Genomic DNA, 21009 nt, shown 5'->3' with positions numbered 1-21009 from the left:
TTCTTGGCAACGAGTCGAAGCCAATGATCGAACCCAAGCGCGTCCTGCGCGCCCTAGCCGAACACTGGGCCCTGATCGAGCCGCTGTGCGAGCGTTTCGACCAGGGCACCCTGAGCCTGGTCGAATTGCGTCAGCATGTGGCCCGCCAGCAGGTCGAGAGCACCCCGCAGGACATCACCCAGCTGCTCGACGTGTGGATCCGCCTGGATATCCTGGTCCCGGTGGCCAAGAGCCCGAACCGTTTCGAGCTCAACGCGCAGATCCACGACTTCCTCGCCTACCTGCGCCGCGAACACCGGCTGGGCCTGTGCCTGGAGATCGAAGCCTACCTGCGCCACCTGGAGCGCCTGGCCGGGCATATCCAGGACGCCTTCGACAACCGCGACAGCGACGACCTGGCGCGCCAGCTGCGCCTGCTCGACATGCGCGTGCGCGATGTACTGAAGAAGCTCGACAACGACGAACAGGCACTGGTGGCCGTGGCCGAGCGGGCCAAGACCAGCAACCGCCAGATCCCGCTGCGCCAGCGCTATGCCGAAGTACTGGCGACCTGGGACGAGTATGTCGAGCCGATGATCCAGCTGGTCAACGCCGACGGCGCCTTCGAACAGGGCGTGCGCAAGGTCGAGACCGTGCTGCTGAAGCTGCTGGGCGAACAGGCGCGCCTGGGCCACCTGGTCGACGACGACATGCTGCTGCGCACCCATGCGCGCATCCTGGAAATGCAGACCAGCGCCCAGCTGACCCTGCGCCACGCCCGCGAACTGCTGCTGCCGCTGCGTGAAGAAGCCCGCCGGCACAACGCGGTGACCCGTGGCGCCGCACTGGCCCTGTCGGTGATCCGGCGCAAGGGCATCGACGCCGTACCGCAAGCGGCCATGCCGATGTTCACCCGCCCGCAAAGCACTTTCCTCGGCAGCGCCAGCCAGGTCGAGGCCTATGTCTACGCCCTGGCCCGCTTCGAGCCCAAGCCGGCACGCTTCCCCAAGGCCCACAAGACCCAGTCCGGCGCCCTGCCCCGTGCACCGCGCACGGTCAAGGAAATGGCCGAACGCTGCGAACAGGCCCTGCCGCTGCCCGACCTGATGGTCTGGCTGCTGGAGCAGGAACCCGAAGGCGCCACCGACGAGCTGCTGTACTGGTTCTCGCGCCTGTCGCGGGAAAAGCGCTTCAAGCGCGAACGCCTCGACCGCCGCGAGTACATCACCCAGGAACACCTGGTCAGCCTGCGCTCGTTCGCCCTGACCTCCAGCCGCGAAGACGCCGCCAGCGCGCCTACCGAATCCAACGCGAGCCCAGCCCATGCATCTTGATCTTTCCGAACTGTCCCAGCTCGCGCCGATCTTCCGCGAGCTGTTCAAAGGCTTCCACGTCAGCCGCCGCGACCCCGAGCTGTACGCCCAGCTGTCAAACTTCCAGGACCAGTACCGCACCCTGTTCAAGGCCCTGGGCTTCGAACTGGTGTGCGACACCCGTGGCTTCTACTACTTCGTGCCGGACATGACCGCCGCGCAGGTCAACAAGACCGCGCAGCGCCTGTCGCTGTTCACCTTCATCCTGGTCGAACACCTGGCCGACCAGGGCCGCGACCCGATGGCCGTGCTCGATGGCGGCAGCATCGGCCGTGACGAACTGCCCTCGCTGCTGGACAAGTACCGCGACCTGTTCCTGCAGGCCGAAGTGCAGACCGTGGACGAGCTGGAAGAAAAAATCCTGCGCCGCATGACCCAGCTCGGCTTCGCTTTCGAGGAAGGCGGCATCTACCGCTTCCTGCCGCCGATGCATCGCTTCCTCGACGTGTGCCTGGCCGTGCAGCAGGACCGCGACCTGGCGGCCACCCTGCACAGCGACCTGCCGCTGCCGACCCCGGTACTGGTCGAGGAAGAAAGCCCCGAAGAACTCAACCGCACCGACGACCCGCTCGACCTCAGCCCCTTCGAGGGCGAGGAAAGCGAAGAGGAAGCCCTGGCCCGGGCCATCCGCGAAGAGCAACAGGAGATTGACGCATGAGCCAGGAACGCTACGGCATCCGCCGCTTCGCACTGCTCAACACCGCCGGCTACAGCCTTGGCCTGTTCCCGCTGGAGCACCCACTGTCGGTATACGGTGCCAACAACCTGGGTAAATCGGCGTCGATCAACGCCCTGCAGTTCCCGATCCTGGCGCGCATGTCGGACATGAGCTTCGGCAAGTACAGCCTCGAGCAGTCGCGCCGCTTCTACTTCGCCAGCGACACCTCGTACATTCTCTGCGAACTGAGCCTGCCCCACGGCCCGCACGTCATCGGCGTTGTCGGCCGCGGCCCGGGCGGCGGTTTCGGTCACCAGTTCTTTGCCTACAAGGGCGAACTGGACCTGGCTCACTACCAGAAGAACGACACCTGCCTGCGCCAGAAAGAGCTGTTCACCAACCTCGAGCGCCTGGGGATCAAGGCCTACGAGCTGAAGCCGGACGAACTGCGTCGTCTGCTGGTCGGTGGCCACACCTCGGTGCCGCTGGACCTGACCATGATCCCGCTGCGCTCGACCAGCGAGCAAAGCCTGAAAACCTTCCGCGCGCTGTTCATCAACCTGCTGCACATGCGCGAAATCACCGCCGCCAAGCTCAAGCAACTGTTCCTCGACGCCTTCGAGCACAGCCTGCGCTCTGGTAGCGTCGACTATATCGCCGCGTGCGAGGAAGCCTTCCGCGACGTGCGCCGCATGGAACAGGACTACAACGCCCTGGTCGCCGCCGGCCCGCTGGTAGAGGCCCTGGCCGGTGGCGTGGCCCAGCGCGACATCCTGCGCGGCAAGCTGCACCGCATTTCACCAGTGCTCGACACCCTGCTGGGCACCTGGCAGGAATACGCCATGGCGCGCAAGGAAGAGCTGGTGATCCAGGCCGAGCACTACCGTGGCGAGCAGGACCGCCTGCAGAACGACCAGCGCGGTGGCACTCAGGAGCTGATGCGCCTGGAGCGTGAAATCACCGGTATCCAGCGCTGGCTGGGCGAGCTGTCGGTGCTCAAGCACCGCTTCGCCCTGGTCGATGACGTCAAGGTGCTGGAGCAGCAACTGCTGGCGGCCAAGGACGCCCACGACGAACTGGCCGGCGCCCTGGCCCAGTCGCGGCAGTTCAGCGCCGAAGACCTGGACGAACGCGTCCGCGACCTGGAAAAGCGCCTGAAGCAGGTCAAGCAACAGCTCGACCACGCCGACAACAACAGCCACGCCCGCCTGCGCGAAGAGTTCTCGCAGCAGGACGTCGACCGCCTGATGCGCCTGTTCAATGGCGCGCTGTTCAGCCTGCCGCTGGGTGACCGCGGTATCGAACTGGACGACAGCGACCTGTGGGTAAAATCGCTGGAAGCGGTGCTCGACGGCTTCAAGGGCGAACGCTTCGAAGCCCCGGGCCTGTCCATCGACCTGTCGCACATCGACCCACCGGCACTGCAGGCCCTGGCCGACCGTGCCGCCCTGCGTGACCAGAAAGAGCGCCTGGAAAAAGAGCTGAAGCAGCTCAAGACCCAGCAAGCCGTGGCCGCCGACCGCTCCGCCTCCAAGGCGCAGACCGAGGCCCTGTACCAGGAGGTACTGGACGCGCAGAAAGCGCTGGAAGACTTCCGCCGCAGCGAAACCCTGGCCGCCGAAGAGCCCGAGAAGCTGGAGCAGCTGTCGCAGCTCGAAGCCGCCCAGGACGAACTCAAACGCTCCAGCGACGCCTTCACTGAACGTGTCCAGCAGCTGTCGGCCAAGCTGCAGCTGGTCGGCCGGCAGATCGGCGACCTCGAGGCCAAACAGCGCACCCTGGAAGACGCCCTGCGCCGTCGCCAGCTGCTGCCGGCCGACCTGCCCTACGGCACGCCGTACATGGAAGCCATCGACGACTCGATGGACAACCTGCTGCCACTGCTCAACGACTACCAGGACAGCTGGCAGAGCCTGCAGCGGGTGGACAACCAGATCGAGGCGCTGTACGCCCAGGTGCGCCTGAAAGGCGTGGCCAAGTTCGACAGCGAAGACGACATGGAGCGCCGCCTGCAGCTGCTGGTAAATGCCTACGCGCACCGCACCGACGAAGCCCTGACCTTGGCCAAGGCCCGCCGCGCCGCGGTCACCGACATCGCCCGAACCCTGCGCAACATCCGCAGCGACTACGACAGCCTCGAGCACCAGCTGGCCCTGTTCAACCGCGAGATCAACAAGCGCCAGGTATCCAACCTGGAGAGCTTCCGCGTGGTGCTGGCGCCGAACAAGGAAGCGCTCAAGCACATTGACCAGATCATCCACAGCGCTGGTCAGTACGAAGAAGGCGAAACCCTGTCGGTATTCGACCTGACCCAGAGCGCCGAGCAGGACAACAAGAACGAAGAGGCCAAGGAATACCTGGCACGGCTGGTGGCGGCCAACCACAACCAGCTGGGCCTGAAGGACCTGTTCGAGCTGGCGTTCGAGATCACCAAGGTCAACGGCCAGCCGGTGATCCATGCCGACATCGACGGCGCGGCATCCAACGGCACCACCATGACCATCAAGGCGCTGACCAACATGTACCTGTTGCTGCACCTGATGGACCGCGACCTGGCCGGGCGTATCCGCCTGCCGTACTACCTGGACGAAGCGGCGGACATCGACGAACGCAACCAGGCTGCACTGCTGGAGACCAGCCTGCAGCTGGGCTTCGTACCGATCCTGGCGAGCGTGAAGCCGCAGGTGTCTGCGCGCGTGGCGATCGACCTGGAAGGTGGCAGTGGGCCGAATGGCATCTACATCGACGAGGCGGACTGGAAGTTCATCAGCCGTCGGGATGAGGTGAAGGCGGTTGTGCGTGAGGATCATCAGGCCGAGGAATTGGCCTGATATCGGAGCAGTGGGGCCGCTTTGCGGCCCTTTCGCAGCACAAGGCTGCTCCTACAAGGTATGCATACGCCGATCAATGTAGGAGCAGCCTTGTGCTGCGAATGGAGGCCAAAGGCCTCCCAAAAAATCTACCAAGCTATCAATGAGCCCAAGGCAGAATCGGAATCGCGGTCACCGCATTCTGCGGGCTGCCTTCGATCATGCGGTCGCTGTACACCAGGTACACCAGCGTATTGCGCTTCTTGTCGAGGAAGCGCACCACCTGCATGGTCTTGAACACCAGCGAGGTGCGCTCCTTGAACACTTCCTCGCCATCCTTCAGCTCACCCTTGAAGTTGATCGGCCCGACCTGGCGACAGGCAATCGATGCCTCCGCCCGGTCCTCCGCCAGCCCCAGCCCACCCTTCACGCCGCCGGTCTTGGCCCGCGACAGGTAGCAGGTCACGCCCTCGACCTTGGGGTCGTCGAACGCCTCGACCACAATACGATCATTCGGCCCGAGGAACTTGAACACGGTGGACACCTGGCCGATTTCCTCGGCCCCGGCCAGCATTGGCAGCACCAATGCCGCCACGCCGATTACCCGCTTCAGCACGCTCATACCAGCACCAGGTTGTCGCGGTGCACCAACTCCGGCTCTGCGCTGTAGCCCAGCAGGCTTTCGATGGCATCGGATGGCTGGCCGATGATCTTCTGCGCCTCAAGGGCGCTGTAGTTGGCCAGCCCACGGGCTACTTCCAGGCCGTCCGGGCCGACGCACACCACCATCTCGCCACGACGGAAGCTGCCCTGCACGGTCTTCACGCCAACCGGCAGCAGGCTCTTGTTGGCCTGGCGCAGCGCCTGCACGGCACCGGCATCCAGCACCAGGGTGCCACGGGTCTGCAGGTGGCCGGCCAGCCACTGCTTGCGCGCGGCAAGCATGCCGCGCTCGGGCGACAGCAAGGTACCCAGGCGTTCGCCAGCCTTGAGGCGATCCAGCACGCGCTCGATGCGGCCACCGATGATGATGGTGTGGGCACCGGAACGGGCAGCCAGGCGCGCGGCGCGCAGCTTGGTCTGCATGCCGCCACGACCCAGCGCGCCACCGGTACCGCCGGCCACGGCATCCAGTGCCGGGTCGTCGGCGCGAGCCTCGTAGATCAGCTGGGCTTCGGGGTTGTTGCGCGGGTCGGCGTCGAACATGCCATCGCGGTCGGTGAGGATCACCAGCAGGTCAGCCTCGACCAGGTTGGCCACCAGCGCCGCCAGGGTGTCGTTGTCGCCGAAGCGGATCTCGTCGGTGACCACGGTATCGTTTTCGTTGATCACCGGCACCACGCCCAGGTCGACCAGCGTGCGCAGGGTGCTGCGGGCGTTCAGGTAGCGCTTGCGGTCGGACAGGTCGTCATGGGTCAGCAGGATTTGCGCGGTGTGCTTGCCGTGCTCTCCGAAGCTCGACTCCCAGGCCTGCACCAGGCGCATCTGACCGATCGAGGCAGCCGCCTGCAACTCGTTCATCGCACTCGGTCGCGACGTCCAGCCCAGCTGGCTCATGCCGGCAGCCACGGCCCCGGAGGAGACCAGTACCAACTCCACGCCTGCCTCACGCAGCGCGACCATCTGCTCGACCCAAACGGCCATGGCACCGCGATCGAGGCCTTTGCCATCGGCGGTCAGCAGAGCACTGCCAATCTTCACGACCCAGCGCTTGGCGCCCGTCACCTTGCTTCGCATCTTCTTCCAACCTATGTCGAATCTGTAGATACCGTGGATACAAAAACGCCGCTCCAAAGAGCGGCGTTTAGTGTACTGCAACCGGTCAGTCGCGCACGTAAATGATTTCCGGGCCGTCTTCGTCGTCCTCGAAATCATCGTCCCAACCGTCATCGTCGCCGATGTCGTGCACGCTCTTGACACCAGTACGGCGCAGGGTACGGGCGTCGTCCAGGGCCTGCAGCTGGGCACGGGCTTCGTCTTCGATGCGCTGGTCGAGGTCGGCCAGCTCTTCGGCGTAGGCCGGGTCGTTGGCCAGGCGGTCGGCGCGGTCTTCGAGGTAGCGCATCAGGTCGTGGCTGAGCTTTTCGGTGCCCTGCTTGGAGATGGCCGAAATCACGTAGACCGGGCCCTCCCACTGCAGGCGCTCGACCACTTCCTTGACCCGCTCGTCGCGCTCGTCATCCATGACCATGTCGGCCTTGTTCAGCACCAGCCAGCGCTCACGCTCGGCCAGCGACGGGCTGAAGCGGGTCAGCTCGTTGACGATGACTTCGGCGGCATCGGCTGGGCTGCTTCCGTCCAGCGGCGCCATGTCCACCAGGTGCAGCAGTACGCGGGTACGCGCCAGGTGCTTGAGGAAGCGGATACCCAGGCCGGCGCCCTCGGAAGCACCTTCGATCAGGCCAGGAATGTCGGCGATGACGAAGCTCTTCCAGCGGTCGACGCTGACCACACCCAGGTTCGGCACCAGGGTGGTGAACGGGTAGTCGGCCACTTTCGGCTTGGCGGCCGAAACCGAGCGAATGAAGGTGCTCTTGCCGGCATTCGGCAGGCCCAGCAGGCCGACGTCAGCCAGCACCTTCATTTCCATCTTCAGGTCACGCTGGTCACCTGGCTTGCCCGGGGTGGTCTGGCGCGGTGCACGGTTGGTGCTGGACTTGAAGCGGGTGTTGCCCAAACCGTGCCAGCCGCCCTGGGCGACCATCAGTTTCTGGCCCGGGGTGACCAGGTCACCGATCACTTCCTGGGTGGAGGCGTCGATCACGGTAGTGCCGACCGGCACGCGCAGGTACAGGTCGTCGCCTTTCTTGCCGGTGCAGTCGGTGCTGCCGCCGTTGGCGCCACGCTGGGCCTCGTGGTGACGGGTGTAGCGATAGTCGACCAGGGTGTTGAGGTTTTCGTCGGCGATCATGTACACCGAACCACCGTCGCCACCGTCACCACCGTTGGGGCCACCGTTCTCGATGAATTTCTCGCGACGGAAGCTCATGCAACCGTTGCCACCGTCACCGGCTTTGACCCGAATGGATACTTCGTCAACAAACTTCATTCAAAACCGCCTCTCGCCTACTGGCGAGTTGAATACCTGAAAAACCTGAGGCTCTTGCAAAAATGAGCGCGGCGGCCCCGTACGACCGTAGAAACCCACGCCGGCAGCCCATACAAACAGCTTTGCAAGAGGCTCACCACAAACGAAAAAGCCCCGTCGCATGACGGGGCTTCTGGAGCGACGTCGCGATTAAGCGGCGACGATGCTCACGTAACGGCGCATGAACTCGCCTTTTTTCTCGAACTTGATCACGCCTTCGATCTTGGCGAACAAGGTGTGATCCTTGCCCATGCCAACACCGTAGCCAGCGTGGAATTCGGTGCCGCGCTGACGGACGATGATGTTGCCTGGCTTGATAACCTGGCCGCCATACATCTTCACGCCAAGGCGTTTCGATTCTGAGTCGCGACCGTTACGAGTACTACCACCAGCCTTCTTGTGAGCCATGGTTCAATTCTCCAAATAAATTCAGGGGATCTAGGGGATTAAGCCTGGATACCGGTGATTTTGATCTCGGTGAACCACTGGCGGTGGCCCATACGCTTCATGTGGTGCTTACGACGACGGAACTTGATGATGCGAACCTTGTCGTGGCGGCCTTGCGAAACGACTTCGGCCACTACTTTAGCGCCAGCAACAACTGGAGCACCGATGGTGACTTCTTCACCGTTGGCGACCAGCAGGACGCGATCGAAGGTCACGGATTCGCCAGTGGCGACTTCCAGTTTTTCGATCTTGAGGAATTCACCTTCAGCGACTTTGTACTGCTTGCCGCCGGTAACGATTACTGCGTAAGACATGGTATTTCTCCGATAATCCTGCTCACCCAGCGCTTTATATGATGAGTATTGGCTGGCATGGCTGCACAGGGCTGGAACGGCCCGGCGCAATTGCGTAAGGCAGGTGCTGCCCAGGAAGTTAGGGTGCGCGATTGTACGCAACCGCGGTTTTGCTTGCAAGTGCCGCCCCCGGGGCGCTGGCACCGCGCCTTGACACACCGGGACCCGCGACCTAGCATGCCGCGCAACCTCACTGGAGCAGCCGATGCAACCCCAATCCTTCTACCGCGCGGTGGCTGATGATTTCAGCGCCGTCGACGAGATCATCAAGAAGCAGCTGACCTCGCGCGTGCCGCTGGTATCGAAGATCGGCGACTATATCACGTCCGCCGGTGGCAAGCGCCTGCGCCCCCTGCTGGTGCTGCTGTGTGGCAAGGCCCTGGGCCGCGAAGGCGACGACCTGCGCCTGCTGGCTGCCACCATCGAATTCTTGCACACCGCTACCCTGCTGCACGACGACGTGGTCGACATGTCCGGCATGCGCCGTGGCCGCTCCACCGCCAATGCCCTGTGGGGCAACGCGCCGAGCGTGCTGGTGGGCGACTTCCTCTATTCGCGCTCGTTCGAGATGATGGTCGAACTGGGCTCGATGCCGGTCATGCAGATCCTGTCCAAGGCCACCCGCGTGATTGCCGAGGGTGAAGTGCTGCAGCTGTCGCGGGTACGCGACGCCAGCACCACCGAGGAAGTCTACATGGAGGTCATCCGCGGCAAGACCGCGATGCTGTTCGAGGCTTCGACCCACAGCGCCGCCGCGCTGGCCGAAGCAACCGACGAACAGCGCGAGGCCCTGCGTACCTTCGGTGACCATCTGGGCGTGGCGTTCCAGCTGGTCGACGACCTGCTGGACTACAAGGGCGACTCGCAGACCCTGGGCAAGAACGTCGGTGACGACCTGGCCGAAGGCAAGCCTACCCTGCCGCTGATCTACACCATGCGCGAAGGCACCGCCGAACAGGCTGCGCTGGTGCGCCAGGCGATCCAGAAGGGTGGCCTGGAAGACCTGGAGCAGATTCGCGTGGCAGTCGAGGAGTCGGGTGCTCTGAAGTACACGGCGGAGCTTGCGCGTGACTATGTGAAGCGTGCCATCCAGTGCCTGGAAGTGCTGCCGGCCAGCGAATATCGTGATGCGCTGGTCGAGTTGAGCGAGTTTGCTGTCGCGCGTACTCACTGATAGACCGAGTCGTCTTCATTCGCGGGCAAGCCCGCTCCTACAGGATTGCGTCGCCTGTATGAGCTTGCTTGCCCGCTATGTTTTTGTCCGGACATAATCACTTCTGAAAAAATACCTTATACAATTCGGGTTTTTAACCGCCCGTCTGTTTGTTTGAGGAACCGAAGTGAGCACTCTGCCACCCTGCCCGAAATGCAACTCCGAATACACCTATGAGGATGGCACTCAGCTGATCTGCCCTGAATGCGCCCACGAGTGGTCGGCCAGCGGCGACGCCGAAGCGGCCAGCGACGAGGTGGTGAAGAAGGACTCGGTCGGCAACATCCTGCAGGATGGCGACACCGTCACCGTGATCAAGGACCTCAAGGTCAAGGGCTCGTCCCTGGTGGTCAAGGTCGGCACCAAGGTCAAGAACATCCGCCTGTGCGACGGCGACCACGACATCGACTGCAAGATCGACGGTATCGGCGCCATGAAGCTGAAGTCCGAGTTCGTACGCAAGGTCTGATTTTCCAAAAAACCGCCAATTGGCGCTTGCTATTCAGATAATAAGAATTATTCTCATTGGGACTGCTATCCAAGGAGAATAGCCATGACTTATCTGATCGACGCCTGGCTGGACCGCCCTCACCCCTACCTGCGCATTCTTCATCGGGAAACCGGCGAAGTGTGCGCGGTGCTTGAAGAAGAAGCGCTCGACGAGCTGCGCGACCAGGGCGACCTGGACATGAGCGGGCTGAACTCGAGTGAACCGGGGGTGCTCAAGGAGCTGGTGCGGAATCTGTTTCTGTTCTGCTATGCGCGGGCGTTGCGCCCCGGAGGGATAGACTGGCACTGACGGACCTGGCGAGGGCTTCGCCCACGATCACGACACAAGGCCGCTCCTACAGGTGTATGCGTTCCCCTGTAGGAGCGGCCTTGTGTCGCGAATGGGCCGCAAAGCGGCCCCGAGGGCATTACAGAACGTCGAGCAGCTCGACGTCGAACACCAGCACGCTGTGCGGCGGGATGCTGCCAACGCCTTGGGCGCCGTAGGCCAGCTCGCTCGGCACGTACAGGCGCCATTTGCTGCCAGCGTTCATCAGCTGCAGGGCTTCGGTCCAGCCAGCGATCACACCACCTACCGGGAATTCAGCCGGCTGACCACGGTCGTAGGAGCTGTCGAACACAGTGCCGTCGATCAGGGTGCCGTGGTAGTGGGTGCGCACATTGTCTTCGCGGGTCGGCTTGGCGCCTTCACCTGCGGTCAGTACTTCGAACTGCAGGCCCGAAGCCAGGGTGGTGATGCCGTCACGCTTGGCGTTCTCGACCAGGAATGCCTTGCCAGCGGCAGCAGCGGCTTCAGCCTTGGCAGCTGCTTCGGCTTGCATCACTTCGCGGATCACCTTGAAGCTGGCCGACAGGTCGGCTTCGCTGACGCGGCTGTCGGCGCCGTTGAAGGCATCGGTCAGGCCAGCCAGGATGGCTTCCAGGCTGACGCCCGGTGGCGGGTTGTCGCGCAGCTGGCCGCCCAGCTGACGGCCGATGCCGTAGCTGACGCGCGTTTCGTCGGTGGACAGGTTGAGTTCGGACATTGTCGTGCTCCACTGCAGGGCGCAGTGAAGCCGCGCCCTTGATGAAAAGGGCGAGCAGCCTAGCACACTGGGGCGCTGCGAGCAGCTACCAGGCCGAGCGCTGGGAAATCGGCACCTTCAAGTCTTCTTCCGGGTGCGTGCCCATGCCGCACATTTCGTCCTGCACCGACCAGTGCACCAGGTTCATCGAGACCATGGGGATGGTTTGCAGCAACTTGCGTGCATCCTCCACCGAATGCACGCGCAAGCGTTCACCACGTGTGTCGGAGAGAGGATGGGGGTGGCCTTTGATCCGCGCTTCGAGAAGGTAGTCACCGCCTTCGATGGCGATCAGGTTCAGTTCGTCGACATGGCCAGCCCTGGCCTCGGTGTTGAGCTGATGCAGGTTCATGAGAGCACCTCGCGATGGGAACCACGCATGAGAGCTCATTTTTTGTACAGAAAGGGCGAATGCACAAGGCATGACTGACGCCGCTCGTCAGTTGGACCGTGCCGGCCTCTTCGCGGGCTTGCCCGCTCCCACAGGGATTGCGAAGAGGCCTGAAAGGTTCAGTGCTTGGTCAGCTTGTCCAGGTAACCCATGCAGAATGCCGAGACCACGAAGGTCATGTGGATGATCACGTACCACATCAGGTAATCGGTGGAGATGTTCTGTGCGTCCATGAACACCCGCAGCAGGTGGATGGACGAAATGGCCACAATCGATGCGGCAACCTTCATCTTCAGCGACGAAGAGTCCATCTTGCCCAGCCAGTTGAGCTTTTCCTTGCTCTCGTCGATGTCCAGTTGCGAGACGAAGTTCTCGTAGCCGGAGATCATCACCATCACCAGCAGGCCGCCCACCAGCGACATGTCGATCAGCGACAGGATCACCAGGATCAGGTCGGCTTCGCTGAGGGCGAAGACGTTGGGCAGGACGTGGACCACTTCCTGGAAGAATTTCAGCGCCAGGGCCAGCAGGCCGAGGGACAGGCCGAAGTAGATGGGGGCGAGCAGCCAGCGCGAGGCATACATCGCATTTTCGAGGATACGTTCCATGGAGTGTCGGGACTCATCAGGTGACTAAAAAAGCGACGGCGAGTATAGCCAGCCACCTGTTACAGCAAAAGCCCGGGGCTGCCATGCAGCCCATTCGCTTGTAGGAGCAGCCTTGTGCTGCGAATGGGCCGCAAAGCGGCCCCCTGCATCAATCAGGTCTCAGGATGAAACTGGTAATCCCCAAGATTCCGACACCGCTCACCGTTGATCCGCCGCAACTGCGCCTGCAAATGCAAACACCAGATCTGCGGATCCTCGGCCACCTGGTACCCATGCAAGGTCAAGCTGTCGACAATGGCATTGAGCACAGATTCGGCCACCAGCGGCCCATGGAACGGCCCTTGGGCCTTGATCGCGGACGGTTGTTCACCGGCCATGCCGGCGGCGAACAGCAGCGTCCACATGCCGTTATCCCCGGCCAGCGGACGGATGCTGCATTCGATGCGGGTCACCAGGCCCAGGCACTGGCGTGTGAGGCTGAGATTGCGCATGGCCGCGCCCCCTCCAATAAGCCTTGTTCAGCCTGAACCTCAGGCTGTTTCCATCCTGAACGCTGTTACCGTCCTTAAGTTCCAGCATAGAAGAACGGTACAGAAAGATGGAAAACCGGCGCTGAACGGTAGCACATCGCCGCCAGCGCCGGTTTCTTGACTCAGGCCGGCTTGGCCTGGGCAATCACCTCTTCCAGGCGCTCTTTCTCCGCCTTCTCGATTTCTTCCTCGCTGATCATCTCGGCAATCTCACGCAGGCGCTCCACCACCCGCGCGTTGACGCTGCCTTCGGTGAACTGGCCCTTGTCATCCAGCACACCGGCCTCCTCGCCCACCAGCAGGCTCAACGCCTCGTCGGCCTGGCTGACCGCGTACACGTGGAACATGCCGTTCTCCACTGCCTGCAGCACACGCTCGTCGAGCATCAGCGTGGCGACGTTGGCACGCGGGATGATCACTCCCTGCTCGCCGGTCAGGCCACGCGCCTCGCACAGGCGGAAGAAGCCTTCGATCTTCTCGTTGACCCCACCCACCGCCTGAACTTCACCAAACTGGTTGATCGAGCCGGTAATAGCGAAGCACTGCTTGAGCGGCGTGCGCGACAAGGCCGAGATCAGCGTGCAGGCTTCGCCCAGCGAGGCGCTGTCACCGTCCACATAGCCGTAGGACTGTTCCAGGGCGATGCTCGCCGAGATCGCCAGCGGGAACTCCTGGGCATAGCGGCTGCCCAGGTAGCCGGTGAGGATCATCACACCCTTGGAGTGGATCGGCTGCCCGAGGTTGACCTCACGCTCGATGTCGACGATACCGCTGCCGCCCGGGTACACGGTGGCGGAGATACGCGCCGGCATACCGAACGCCGAATCACCCACTTCCAGCACGGTCAGGCCGTTGCACTTGCCGATGGCCGCGCCTTCGGTGTCGATCAGGATGATGCCGGCGAGCATGTCGTCCAGCACCCGCTGCGAAACACGCCCGGTGCGGGTGGCCTTGGCCTTGAGCGCACGCTCGATGTGCCCGGCGTCGGTCATTTCGTCACTGGCCAGCTGGCGGATGAAATCAGCTTCGCTGACCAGCTGGAACAGGTCGCCGATACGTGCCGACAGGCGCGACTGGTTTTCTGCCAGGCGGGCGCTGTAGGTGGCCAGACGCGCCACCGCGTCACTGGTCAGTGGCGCCATGCCCTCTTCGTTGGTGCGGGTGCGCAACAGCTGGGCGAACTGCTCCAGGTTCTCATCGACCATGGGCATGTCTTCGTCGAAGTCCACCAGCACCCGGAACATTTCCTGGAAGTCCGGGTCGTGGTCCTGCAGCGCGTAGTAAAGCTGGCGCGAACCGATGATGACCAGCTTGATGTTCAGCGGGATCATCTGCGGCGTCAGGCTGACGGTAGCCACCCGCCCCAGCTCGCCCAGTGGCGACTCCATCTTCAACTTGCGCGACTGCAGCGCACGCTTGAGCGCGTCCCAGACGAACGGCTCGCCCAACATCTTCTCGGCTTCCAGAATCAGGAAGCCGCCGTTGGCGCGGTGTAGCGCGCCTGGGCGCAGCTGACGGTAAGAGGTGTACAGCGCACCCTGGTCGGTGCTGTATTCGATACGGCCAAACAGGTTGTCGTAGGTCGGGTGCGGCTCGAACACCACCGGCGCACCGCCGTCGGCGTGGTGGCCGACCACCAGGCTTGGCGCGTACTGCTCTTCCAGCAGCTTGCGCGCAGCCGCGTCGGTCTTGCTGTCATCGACCAGTTGCTCGACCACGGTACGCAGCAGGTTCAGCTGCACCGACTGCAGGTAGGCGCAGACCGCAGCGTTCTCGGCGTACTTCTCCGACAGCGGCGCCAGCAACGGCTGCAGGGCCAGGGTGATGGTTTCCTCGTTGAGCTGGCGCAGCTGGTTGTTCGACTCGCGTTTCCATTGCGGCAGGCTGGCCAGCTCTTCGTTCAGGCGTTCCTCGAGCAGGGCGATATCCTCGTGGAACTGCTCGCGCACCTCTTCCGGCAACTGGGCGAATTCGGCTTCATCCAGCGCCTTGCCGTCGGCCATCGGGGTGAAGGCGACGTTGCTGGCGTCGCGGTACAGGGCCACGTCCTTTTCCAGCGAGGCGCGCTCGATCACATCCAGGGCGCGGTCGTAACGCTGGTTGAAGGCGCGGTCGATGGCGCCTTTCTTCTGCTGGTACGACGGGTGCTCGAATACCGCAGGGAAGGTCGACAACAGGTTGTCGATCAGCCCGTTCATGTCGGCGATGAACGCCCCGGCGGTGCCGGACGGCAATTCCAGTGCGCGGGGTTCGCGCGTGTCATCGAAGTGGTTGACGTAAACCCAGTCGGCCGGGGTCTGCTGACGCTTGCCCTCGGCCTTGAGGTAGCGCTTGACGAACGAGAAGCGGCCGGTGCCGGGCTCGCCCATCACGTACACGTTGTAACCAGGGCGCGGCATGGCCACGCCAAACTGCAGGGCCTCGACAGCACGCTCCTGGCCCAGGACTCCGCGAAACGGCTCCAGATCGTCGGTATTGGTAAAGGCAAACTGCTCGGGGGAGAAACGCCGGGTCAGGGCTTCAGGCGCGAGACGCAGGCGCGCAGCGACAGGATCGGGCATTGGGTTTCCTTACTTCGGCGGGGCAGATACGCAGCATTCTGGCGCTGCCCGCGCGCGCCTTGCAAGGCTCCGCGGGACTTTATGTCGCAGCCGGTGCGGGTCATGCAACAGCAAATTTTTCGCAATCAACAACGCAACTCTTAGATCGTGCCTAAACTCCAAGCTGCGCGGGTGGGTGAAAAGCTTTCCCGACCTGGCAACCGAGTTGCCAGAAACCCTGACCCTTGGTTAAGTCAAATAGAGAACAAATGCTATGAAACGGATTCTTCTGGGTACTCTGTTCACCGTGGTCTCGATCAATGCCATGGCCGAAGCGCCAGGCGGCCCGAACTGCGGCTGGGGCAACATGCTGTTCGAAGGCCAGCGCGGCACTCCGGCACACTTCCTGGCTTCCACCACCAACGGCACCTCCGGTAACGCCACCTTCGGCATGACCTCCGGCACCAACGGCTGCTCGACCAAAGCGTCGCTGACCTACGGCGGCAAGTCCTGGTTCGCCATGAACGGCATGATGAATGAGCTTTCCGAAGACATGGCCATGGGCCAAGGCGAAGCACTGACCACCTATGCCGTGGTTCTCGGCGTGGCGCCGGAAGACCGTGGCTACTTCGCATCGGTCACCCATCAGCACTTCAACCAGATCTTCAGCAGCGCCGACGTCACTGCCGAAACCGTCCATAGCAACACCCTGGCTGTTCTGAAGAACGACCCACGCCTGGCCAAATACGCAACCGAGGCCTGAGTGCAGCTCCTCCCGCCCCGGCCCCGGGGCGGGTTTCGCCTTTTTTCGGCATCGTTAAGAAGTAGTTGCCCGACATGCTCAAACGCTTCGTATCCCTGGCGCTGTGTGCCTGCGCCCCTGTTCATGCCGCGCCCGTGCTGGACCAAGGCCGTGTCCAGCAACTGGCCAACACCCCTTACTGGATTGCCCTGGGCCATTACGAAACCGCCAAGCTGGGTGGTTGGCGCAGCTACGTGGATGATGATGCGTTCTTCCTTGCCGAGGACGGCGCGCACCACCCCGACCAAGAGCTGCAAGCCACGATCGAAGCGCTGTACGCCCCGGCCAGCCTCGGTGACAAACATGCCCAGTGCGTATTCCCGGCGCGCACCCGCTGGCTGCGCGAACAGCTCGACCTGCAAGACTTGCCGCAACCTGACTGCCAGGAGTTCACCACCTGGTACCAGTCGATCGACCCACACAGTGCGGCGCTGATCTTCCCGGCGGCCTACCTGAACAGCCCGTCATCGATGTTCGGCCACACCTTGCTGCGCATCGACCAGTCCAACACCCGCAGCGACGACACCACGCTGCTGAGCTACGCAATCAACTTCGGCGCCTACATCGAAGGCAGCGACAACAGTATCCTGTATGCCTGGAAGGGCCTGATGGGTGGCTACCCGGGCCTGTTCGCGCTGATGCCCTACCAGGAGAAACTGTCCGAATACCGCAGCCTGGAAAACCGCGACCTGTGGGAGTACCAACTGGACCTGACCCCGGAAGAAACCGGGCGCATGGTCGAACATGTGTGGGAGCTGAAGCAGATCCAGTTCGACTACTTCTTCTTCGATGAGAACTGCTCGTACCGCCTGCTGGAGCTGCTGCAGGTGGCCCGGCCGGGCCTTGACCTGACCTCGCAGTTCCCGCTGACCGCCATCCCGACCGACACGGTGAAAGCCGTGAAGCAGTCCGGCATGGTCGCCAGCGAGACGTACCGCCCCTCTCGCGAACGTGAACTGCTGGCCCGGGCCGAGCCGCTCGATCACGACGAAAAGCGCCAGGTGCTGGCTGTAAGTGCCGACACCGGGCAACTGCAGAGCCCCGAATTCAAGGCCCTCCCCCGCCAGCGCCAGGCGCTGGTGCAGGACGCCGCGTACCGTCTGGAGCGTTACCGTGCCAATGGCCAGGAGCGTGACCCTGGGCAGGCGAAACGCAGCTTCGAACTGCTGCGGGCAATCAACAGCAACCCGCCCCCGCCCCTGCACATCGAGCGCCCAGGCCTGCCCGAGGACGGCCATGACTCGCGCACCTGGCAGCTGGGCGTAGGCACCCGCGAAGACCGCGCCTACGCCGAGTACGGCCTGCGCATGGCCTACCACGACCTGAATGACAACGCCTATGGCTTCCCGCTGGGGGCGCAGATCGAGATCCTGCAGCTGAAGCTGCGCCAGTACGAAGGCAATGACTGGCAGGTGCAGCGCCTGGACCTGGCCACCATCCGCTCGCTGACACCGCGCAACGAGCTGCTCAAGCCCTGGTCGTGGCAGGTGGCCGGCGGGCTGGAGCGCGTGCCGGGCAAGCATGATGACGAAGTGCTGGTAAGCCATGTGAACGGCGGGGCCGGCGGCACCTGGCAACTGGCCGACGGGTTGCTGGGCTTTGCCCTGGGCACGGTGCGGGTCGAGCACCACAATGATTTTGCCCAGTTCATCGCCCCGGCGGCGGGCTTCAATGGCGGGCTGCTGTGGCGCAACGGGCTGGGCAACATGACGCTGGAGGCCAAGGGCGATTATTTCACCAATGGCGAAGTACGGCGCAGTATGAGCCTGAACCAGCAATGGGAGATCAGCCAGAACCTGGGCCTGCGGTTGAGTGCTTCGCGAGAGTTCAGCCACCTGGCTACGGCGCAGAACGAGGTGATGCTGGAGTTGAAGTGGTATCACTACTGAGGCCGCTTTGCGGCCTTTCGCGGGCATGCCCGCTCCCACAGGTACTGCACTGGCCTCGAATCCTGGGGTGATCCTGTGGGAGCGGGCGTGCCCGCGAATGGGCCAGTGAGGTCAGCAGAGCAGTGTGAACCAACCGACTCTTTGACACTGTTTTAACGGCTCCCCGACAAATCGCCACCTAGACTTTCCAGTATCAACCGGAGGGTTTTGTGGTTATGTCGCGGTACTGGTTCGGCGTGTGCATGGCGTTGTTGCTGTCTGGTTGCGAAACCACCCACGAGCAGATGGTCCACCAGGGTTATCCCCCCGCCTATGCCGATGGCTTCCAGGACGGCTGCAGCAGCGGCCGACAGGCGGCAGGGCTGATGGTCGGCGCTTTTCGCAAGGACGTGCCGCGCTACCTGCACGAGCGCCAGTACGAAAGCGGCTGGGACGACGGCTTTCGCCAGTGCCACGCCATGCAGAACAGCGAAGAACAGCGCCAGTACCACGAGCGCTTCTGGGACCAGCGCGAGCGCGACTGGGAGCAGGAAAAGGACCGCGACGCCGCACGCGCCTATCGCCACAACTGAGTCGCAAACGGACATCCCTTGAAACCGGCGGCCTGCGATGATGGTCTCCTGCAAAAGGAGGCCACGCATGAGCCGAGCATTCGTCAACGAAGACCAGGCCGCCGCCCAGGCTGATCAGCCGGTCGAGCGACGGGTCAGCGAACAACCCAACTACGTGACCGCCAGTGGCCTGCGCCAGCTGCAGGAGCGCGTGACCGAGCTGAATGCCCTGCGCAGCGAACTGCAGGCACAAGGTGAACGTGGCGACAAGCAGCGGCTGGCGGATACCGAACGGGACCTGCGCTACTTCAGCGCGCGATTGCAAAGCGCCCAGGTTGTGCCGGCGGCGACGTCGCGCAGCAAGGTGCAGATTGGCAGCCGGGTGCGGTATGTCGATGCGCAGGACCAGGAACAAGTAGTAAGGCTGGTGGGCGAGGATGAGGCGGATGCCGGGCGGGGGTTGATAAACTGGGGTTCGCCGTTGGGGCGGGCTTTGCTCGGGGCGGGGCCAGGGGATGAAGTGGTCTGGCGGCGGCCGGTGGGGGAGCAGGTGATCGAAGTGGTTGAGGTTTTTGGTGAAGATTGAGGACCTGGGGGCTGCTTTGCAGCCCATCGCGACACAAGGCCGCTCCTACAAGGACCGCGTCATTTCTGAACATGCGCGATACCTGTAGGAGCGGCCTTGTGTCGCGAAAGGGCCGCAAAGCGGCCCCAACGGCCTCAGATCAAACCACGCCCTGCGCCAACATCGCATCAGCCACTTTCACGAAGCCCGCGATGTTCGCACCTTTGACGTAGTTGATGCTGCCATCCGCCTCTTCACCGTAATGCACGCAAGCATGGTGAATCGACTGCATGATGTTGTGCAGCTTGCTGTCCACCTCACCGGCAGTCCACAGCAGGCGCATGGCGTTCTGCGACATCTCCAGGCCCGACACGGCCACGCCGCCGGCGTTGGAGGCCTTGCCCGGGGCGTACAGGATGCCGGCCTCCAGGAAGATATCCACAGCCTCGAGGGTGGTCGGCATGTTGGCGCCTTCGGCCACGCAGATGCAGCCATTGCGCAGCAAGGTGCGGGCGTCTTCGGCGTCCAGTTCGTTCTGCGTGGCACACGGCAGGGCGATGTCGCACGGCAGGCTCCACGGGGTCTGGCCCTTGCGGAACTCCAGGCCGAACTGCGCGGCCAGTTCGCTGATGCGGCCACGCTTGACGTTCTTCAGCTCCATCACCGCATCCCACTGGGCATCGGTCAGGCCAGCTTCGGCGTACAGGGTGCCTTCGGAGTCGGACAGCGAAATCACCTTGCCGCCCAGGTCCATGACCTTGCGCGCAGCATACTGGGCCACGTTACCCGAACCGGAAATCGCCACGCGGCAGCCATCGATACGCTTGTCCTGACGCTTGAGCATTTCCTCGGCGAAGTACACGCAGCCGTAGCCGGTGGCTTCCGGGCGGATCAGGCTGCCGCCGTAGGTCATGCCCTTGCCGGTCAGCACCGAAGTGAACTGGTTGGCCAGGCGCTTGTACTGGCCGAACATGAAGCCGATTTCGCGGGCACCCACGCCGATGTCACCGGCCGGGACGTCCAGGTCAGCGCCAATGTGGCGGTACAGCTCGCTCATGAACGCCTGGCAGAAACGCATGACTTCGGCGTCGCTCTTGCCTTTGGGGTCGAAGTCCGAGCCGCCTTTGCCGCCGCCCATGGGCAGCGAGGTGAGAGAGTTCTTGAACACCTGCTCGAAGGCCAGGAACTTCAGCACGCCTAGGTTGACCGACGGGTGGAAGCGCAGGCCGCCCTTGTACGGGCCGATGGCGCTGCTCATCTGGATGCGGTAGCCGCGGTTGACCTGCACCTTGCCCTGGTCATCGACCCAGGACACACGGAACAGTACGGCGCGCTCGGGCTCGACCATGCGCTCCAGAATGCCGGCCTGCAGGTAATGCGGGTTGGCCTCGAGGAATGGCCAAAGGCTGCGCAGCACTTCTTCCACAGCCTGGTGGAATTCAGGTTGGGCCGGATCGCGTTGCTTCAGGCGCGCGAGGAAATTGTCGACAGATTCGATCATGGTAGACATCTCACCAAGAGGATTGGACTTATTGGTTTTTTTCAGGAATGTACCAAGAAGCAATCGCACCGGAATAGGGCGAGATGTCGTTTTTTTGAAATTATTTGGTGCGCTTTCTATAAGTGTATACAAATTCG

General features: G+C 63.1%; 21 protein-coding genes. 10 read left to right on the top strand and 11 right to left on the bottom strand.

The window, feature by feature from the left end; translation table 11 throughout:
• Window positions 1–23: 23 nt before the first annotated feature.
• From mksB to mksF, 3 genes are read left to right on the top strand one after another with little or no spacing between them, the layout of a single operon-like run.
• Window positions 24–1313: an Mks condensin complex protein MksB gene (gene mksB, locus WM94_RS20140; protein WP_024086237.1), complete on the top strand. Its 1290-nt coding sequence runs from the start codon at window positions 24–26 to the stop codon at window positions 1311–1313.
• On the top strand, window positions 1303–2010 hold the full coding sequence (mksE, locus tag WM94_RS20135; protein ID WP_013970824.1) for an Mks condensin complex protein MksE: 708 nt from the start codon (window positions 1303–1305) through the stop codon (window positions 2008–2010). The genes mksB and mksE overlap by 11 nt, the downstream gene beginning before the upstream one ends.
• A complete protein-coding gene (mksF, locus tag WM94_RS20130) occupies window positions 2007–4841 on the top strand; it encodes an Mks condensin complex protein MksF (RefSeq protein WP_061551971.1) in 2835 nt (944 codons plus the stop codon). The genes mksE and mksF overlap by 4 nt, the downstream gene beginning before the upstream one ends.
• Before the next feature lie 139 nt (window positions 4842–4980).
• On the opposite strand, the gene WM94_RS20125 is transcribed toward mksF, so the two are convergent.
• The 5 genes from WM94_RS20125 to rplU form a co-directional block, all read right to left on the bottom strand.
• Window positions 4981–5442, bottom strand: coding sequence for a CreA family protein (locus WM94_RS20125; RefSeq protein WP_003256322.1), 462 nt, complete (start codon window positions 5440–5442; stop codon window positions 4981–4983).
• Window positions 5439–6557: a glutamate 5-kinase gene (gene proB, locus WM94_RS20120; protein ID WP_015268899.1), complete on the bottom strand. Its 1119-nt coding sequence runs from the start codon at window positions 6555–6557 to the stop codon at window positions 5439–5441. The genes WM94_RS20125 and proB overlap by 4 nt, the downstream gene beginning before the upstream one ends.
• A gap of 85 nt (window positions 6558–6642) precedes the next feature.
• Complete coding sequence (gene cgtA, locus WM94_RS20115; protein WP_013970821.1) at window positions 6643–7869, bottom strand: Obg family GTPase CgtA; 1227 nt, start codon at window positions 7867–7869, stop codon at window positions 6643–6645.
• A 189-nt stretch (window positions 7870–8058) separates the two neighbouring features.
• Window positions 8059–8316 carry a 50S ribosomal protein L27 gene (gene rpmA / locus WM94_RS20110; protein ID WP_003247464.1) on the bottom strand — a complete coding sequence of 86 codons (258 nt, stop codon included), beginning with the start codon at window positions 8314–8316 and terminating at the stop codon, window positions 8059–8061.
• 38 nt (window positions 8317–8354) lie between these two features.
• Window positions 8355–8669 (bottom strand): 50S ribosomal protein L21, encoded by a 315-nt coding sequence (gene rplU / locus WM94_RS20105; RefSeq protein ID WP_003247466.1) that lies wholly within the window; start codon window positions 8667–8669, stop codon window positions 8355–8357.
• 244 nt (window positions 8670–8913) lie between these two features.
• Between rplU and WM94_RS20100 the strand changes: the two genes are divergently transcribed.
• The 3 genes from WM94_RS20100 (at window position 8914) to WM94_RS20090 (ending at window position 10720) form a co-directional block, all read left to right on the top strand.
• Window positions 8914–9882, top strand: a complete 969-nt coding sequence (locus tag WM94_RS20100) for a polyprenyl synthetase family protein (RefSeq protein WP_003256318.1) — start codon at window positions 8914–8916, stop codon at window positions 9880–9882.
• A gap of 166 nt (window positions 9883–10048) precedes the next feature.
• Window positions 10049–10390, top strand: coding sequence for a zinc ribbon domain-containing protein YjdM (locus WM94_RS20095; RefSeq protein WP_009686103.1), 342 nt, complete (start codon window positions 10049–10051; stop codon window positions 10388–10390).
• Between the two features lie 84 nt (window positions 10391–10474).
• The gene (locus WM94_RS20090) at window positions 10475–10720 is read left to right on the top strand and encodes a hypothetical protein (protein WP_061551970.1); all 246 of its coding nucleotides are present in this window, start codon (window positions 10475–10477) and stop codon (window positions 10718–10720) included.
• A gap of 118 nt (window positions 10721–10838) precedes the next feature.
• Here WM94_RS20090 and WM94_RS20085 read toward each other — a convergent pair whose 3' ends face one another.
• The 5 genes from WM94_RS20085 to WM94_RS20065 form a co-directional block, all read right to left on the bottom strand.
• A complete protein-coding gene (locus tag WM94_RS20085) occupies window positions 10839–11456 on the bottom strand; it encodes an FKBP-type peptidyl-prolyl cis-trans isomerase (protein ID WP_003256315.1) in 618 nt (205 codons plus the stop codon).
• An 85-nt stretch (window positions 11457–11541) separates the two neighbouring features.
• Window positions 11542–11847, bottom strand: coding sequence for a DUF6482 family protein (locus WM94_RS20080; RefSeq protein WP_013970818.1), 306 nt, complete (start codon window positions 11845–11847; stop codon window positions 11542–11544).
• Window positions 11848–12005: 158 nt separating this feature from the next.
• The gene (locus WM94_RS20075) at window positions 12006–12494 is read right to left on the bottom strand and encodes a TIGR00645 family protein (protein ID WP_003247486.1); all 489 of its coding nucleotides are present in this window, start codon (window positions 12492–12494) and stop codon (window positions 12006–12008) included.
• Window positions 12495–12646: 152 nt separating this feature from the next.
• Window positions 12647–12985 (bottom strand): hypothetical protein, encoded by a 339-nt coding sequence (locus WM94_RS20070; RefSeq protein WP_003247487.1) that lies wholly within the window; start codon window positions 12983–12985, stop codon window positions 12647–12649.
• Between the two features lie 161 nt (window positions 12986–13146).
• Complete coding sequence (locus WM94_RS20065; protein ID WP_013970817.1) at window positions 13147–15585, bottom strand: Lon protease family protein; 2439 nt, start codon at window positions 15583–15585, stop codon at window positions 13147–13149.
• A gap of 253 nt (window positions 15586–15838) precedes the next feature.
• On the opposite strand from WM94_RS20065, the gene WM94_RS20060 reads away from it, so the two are divergent.
• From WM94_RS20060 to WM94_RS20045, 4 genes are all read left to right on the top strand, one after another.
• Window positions 15839–16327, top strand: coding sequence for a DUF3015 domain-containing protein (locus WM94_RS20060; RefSeq protein ID WP_003256313.1), 489 nt, complete (start codon window positions 15839–15841; stop codon window positions 16325–16327).
• Between the two features lie 74 nt (window positions 16328–16401).
• The gene (locus WM94_RS20055) at window positions 16402–18255 is read left to right on the top strand and encodes a DUF4105 domain-containing protein (RefSeq protein WP_061551969.1); all 1854 of its coding nucleotides are present in this window, start codon (window positions 16402–16404) and stop codon (window positions 18253–18255) included.
• A 215-nt stretch (window positions 18256–18470) separates the two neighbouring features.
• Complete coding sequence (locus WM94_RS20050) at window positions 18471–18827, top strand: hypothetical protein (RefSeq protein WP_013970815.1); 357 nt, start codon at window positions 18471–18473, stop codon at window positions 18825–18827.
• Between the two features lie 67 nt (window positions 18828–18894).
• On the top strand, window positions 18895–19392 hold the full coding sequence (locus tag WM94_RS20045; protein ID WP_061551968.1) for a GreA/GreB family elongation factor: 498 nt from the start codon (window positions 18895–18897) through the stop codon (window positions 19390–19392).
• A 139-nt stretch (window positions 19393–19531) separates the two neighbouring features.
• Here the strand turns inward: WM94_RS20045 and gdhA are convergent, their stop codons facing one another.
• Window positions 19532–20872, bottom strand: coding sequence for an NADP-specific glutamate dehydrogenase (gene gdhA / locus WM94_RS20040; RefSeq protein WP_015268894.1), 1341 nt, complete (start codon window positions 20870–20872; stop codon window positions 19532–19534).
• Between the last annotated feature and the right edge of the window lie 137 nt (window positions 20873–21009).

This window comes from Pseudomonas sp. ABFPK (assembly GCF_001586765.1).
Classification (GTDB): Bacteria; Pseudomonadota; Gammaproteobacteria; order Pseudomonadales; family Pseudomonadaceae; genus Aquipseudomonas; species Aquipseudomonas asiatica.
This window is presented reverse-complemented; position numbering and strand designations above follow the sequence as displayed.